Origin of the sequence: Corynebacterium sp. HMSC28B08, assembly GCF_001806865.1 — a bacterium.
Classification (GTDB): Bacteria; Actinomycetota; Actinomycetes; order Mycobacteriales; family Mycobacteriaceae; genus Corynebacterium; species Corynebacterium auriscanis.
The window spans coordinates 6,219-9,341 of the sequence record NZ_KV786175.1 but is presented as its reverse complement, the minus strand read 5'-3'; the positions used below and the strand labels follow the sequence as shown (position 1 = coordinate 9,341).

The following is a 3,123-nucleotide window of genomic DNA, read 5'->3' as shown; positions in this document are numbered from 1 at the left end:
CTACTCAAACGGAACAAAACCTGGGGCACTTCAAACAAACCCCCAACAGGGCGCCTCCTCACGCTTACTGGCCTTCTTTGCTGGGTTTGCAGAATGAGATGACCGCGTGGGTGCGTGTTGTGGTTGTTTCGTTCTGCTTTGCGTGTGTGGATTCGTGTATGGATTGCTGCGTGGCTTCGCGTGTGGGGGTGGTGTGCACTGTTGTGGAGGATGGTGTGTGCGGGTCTGGTAGAGAAACTGATGTGTATGGGACTGAAGGTGGCGCGCGAGGCCAAGCGGGCAAGAGCGCCCCTGGGCCACGCCATGTCTGTCCTCGCTCCCCGGCACGCCCCCAGACCGCGCCGGCGGTTCCGCGAATCATTGGCAATTGTTTGCTAAGGAAAATACTGTGGAAAGTATGAGCGTTGAGATCGAAGAAATCCGTGACTTCCTTGGGAAATATGAGCCCTTCCGCCACCTCGCCCCTGACGAACTCGACCGCCTCAGCTTTTGCTGGAAAATCAGGTACGTACGCCGAGGCGAACACCTGCTCGACATAGGGGAACCCAACGATAACCTGCATGTTCTTCGCAGCGGCGCTATCGATGTCATCGATGCCAACGGGCTCCTGCTAGACCGCCGCGATGTAGGGCAGAGCTTTGGCCATTCCACGCTCATCGGCGACCGTGTATCGCAGTTCACCGTCATCGCCGTGGAGGACTGCTTAATTCTCACACTGGATCGGGAATTCTTCCAAAAACTCGTTGAGGATTACCCCGAAGTCAAGCGCTACTACGCTGGCGTTTCCGACCGCGTGCGCCGCGCCAACGTGGAGCAGGAAAACAGCTCCCCAGATTCTGCCGTTTTGCGGACCAAACTGGGGCAATTCGCGATTGAGAATCCCGCCAACACAGTCTCCACCACCACCTTGCAAGACGCCGCGAGAATCATGAACGAGCTGCGCGTGAGCTCGCTGCTCATCATCGATAACGACAACCTCGTGGGGATCATCACCGACCGTGACATGCGTAAGGTCGTCGCTCACAACACCCCGGTGTCCACCACAGTGGGCGAAGTGATGCCCACAAAATTGGTCACGCGAGGCTCGGATACCGTTGTCATTGAGGCTATGGTGCTGATGGCGGAACGCGATATTCACCACCTTCCCGTTGTCGATGACGGCAGAGTGACAGGGATCGTCACTGCAGCGGACATCATGCGGCTGCTGAAGCAGGACCCTATCTATGTCACCGGTGAACTCTCCAGCGCGGCAACCCCGGAGGGCATGGCCCCGATTTACACTGCCGCCCAGGAAATGGCGGTGAAGTATGTAGAGCGTGGCGTCGCTGCACAGGAAGTACAAGCCCTGCTTACAGTATCTGCCGATGCTCTGGCCCGCCGGTTGCTGCATCTGGCAGAAGAAAAACTGGGACCACCGCCCGTACCGTATGCATTTGTGGTGCTGGGATCGCAGGGGCGACGAGAAATGGGGTTCGCTTCCGACCAAGATAATGCGCTGATCCTGGATGACACCTACAACGAAGCATTGCATGAGGAATACTTTGCGCAGCTCGCGGACTATGTGTGCAACGGTTTGGCGACCGCGGGCCAGCCACTGTGCCCCGGGGACATGATGGCCAGCAACCCGAAGTGGCGAATGACGGTTTCGCAATGGCAGTCATCGTTCCACTACTGGATCACTGCGCCGGAACCCGATGCGTTGCTGTGGGCGATGACCTTTTTCGACATGCGCGGGGTGTACGGCGAAACGGACTTAGCCGATGCTGTGCACGCCCAGGCGGTGGAATCGGCACACGGTGCTACGAGACTGCATGCGCACCTAGCGGCCTTAGCCTCGCGCTGGGAACCGCCGCTGGGAATTTTCCGCGGCCTGGCGGTAGACCGCAAGGGCAAGTATGCACACACCCTGAACGTGAAGAAGGGAGGCGTGGCGGCATGTGTGCAGATCGCGCGGCTGGTGGCGATCGAGGCGAACAAAGCTGTGCTTCCCACGCGTACGCGCCTGGACCAGGCGGCGGGGGTTAGCTTTCCTCGCAAGAATGCACGCGATCTGCGGGATGCGTTCGATTTCCTCAATGCGGTTTCGTTGCGCAATCAGGCGCAACAGTTCCGCAACGGTGAGGAGTTGAGTTACCAGATCAAGCCGTCCCGCTTGGCGAAGATGGAGCGCGAGAATCTACGCGATGCGTTCCAGATCCTGAAAACTGTTCAAAGCGGGTTGGCTGTGCGCTACCCGATTCGCAATGTCTAGTGGGCGGAGTTGAGCATGCTTAACTCACTGAACAGGTTTTTTGGCGGCGATTCCGTGGATGAGCGGGCGGCCACCGGTGCTTTGGCTGAGTATTATCGAACCCCCGCGCCCAGCCGTCGCACGCCGGTGGCGAAGTTGCCGCTGTTGGCCGTGGATGTGGAGACAACGGGTCTGGACTATCGGAAGGACCGCCTGCTTTCTATTGGCTGGGTGCCGGTTAATGGGCATGAAATTGATCTCTCAGGCGCTGGCTATGGCGTGATTGAGCAAGAATCGCACGAAACTGTTGGCGAGTCCGCAACCATTCACGGCCTCACGGACGATCACGTGGATCGGGAAGGCGAGGCGGCCCCCGCGGTTCTCGCCCGCTTGCTTGAGGCACTGCGGGGTCGGGCGATGTTGGTTCACTTCAAGAAGGTGGAATCTTCTTTTATTTCCGACGCCTGCCAGGACTATTTCGGGACCGGCCTGAAGACTCATTATGTGGATACTTTCGAGCTGGCGAGGCGTTTCATTGAGGACGGTGGTGGGCACCCCAAAGGCGACGACCTGAGGCTGGCCCGTGTGCGAGAGCGGTTGAATTTACCGAATTATCACAATCACAATGCGCTGACGGATGCGTTAGCGTGTGCGGAGGTGTATTTGGCGCTGGTGGCGCGGAACCGTGGCAAGACGTTGGGTGCGCTTCTGTAAGGGGTGGTGGCGCTGGTGGCGCGGAACCGCGGCAAGACGTTGGGTGCGCTGCTGTAAGGGGTGGTGGCTCTGGTGGCTCTGGTGAACGCTCCGGCGCCGGTTTCCCGCGCAGTAGGATGAATGTGCAGCAGAACTCCAACAAAATCGCGTTATTCTGTCGGAGTTCTGCTGCACATTGT

At 58.7% G+C, this 3,123-nt stretch carries 2 protein-coding genes; both read left to right on the top strand.

Going from position 1 to position 3,123, the window contains the following annotated elements; translation table 11 throughout:
* Nucleotides 1–397 precede the first annotated feature (397 nt).
* A complete protein-coding gene (locus HMPREF3098_RS08695; protein WP_070434821.1) occupies nucleotides 398–2,251 on the top strand; it encodes a DUF294 nucleotidyltransferase-like domain-containing protein in 1,854 nt (617 codons plus the stop codon).
* Nucleotides 2,252–2,266: 15 nt separating this feature from the next.
* Nucleotides 2,267–2,944: an exonuclease domain-containing protein gene (locus HMPREF3098_RS08690; protein ID WP_070434820.1), complete on the top strand. Its 678-nt coding sequence runs from the start codon at nucleotides 2,267–2,269 to the stop codon at nucleotides 2,942–2,944.
* The last annotated feature ends 179 nt before the right edge of the window (nucleotides 2,945–3,123 follow it).

Excerpts from the sequence above, each read along its gene's own strand:
- HMPREF3098_RS08695 (WP_070434821.1), top strand. The coding sequence starts at position 398 with ATGAGCGTTGAGATCGAAGAAATCCGTGACTTCCTTGGGAAATATGAG.
- HMPREF3098_RS08690 (WP_070434820.1), top strand. The coding sequence starts at position 2,267 with ATGCTTAACTCACTGAACAGGTTTTTTGGCGGCGATTCCGTGGATGAG.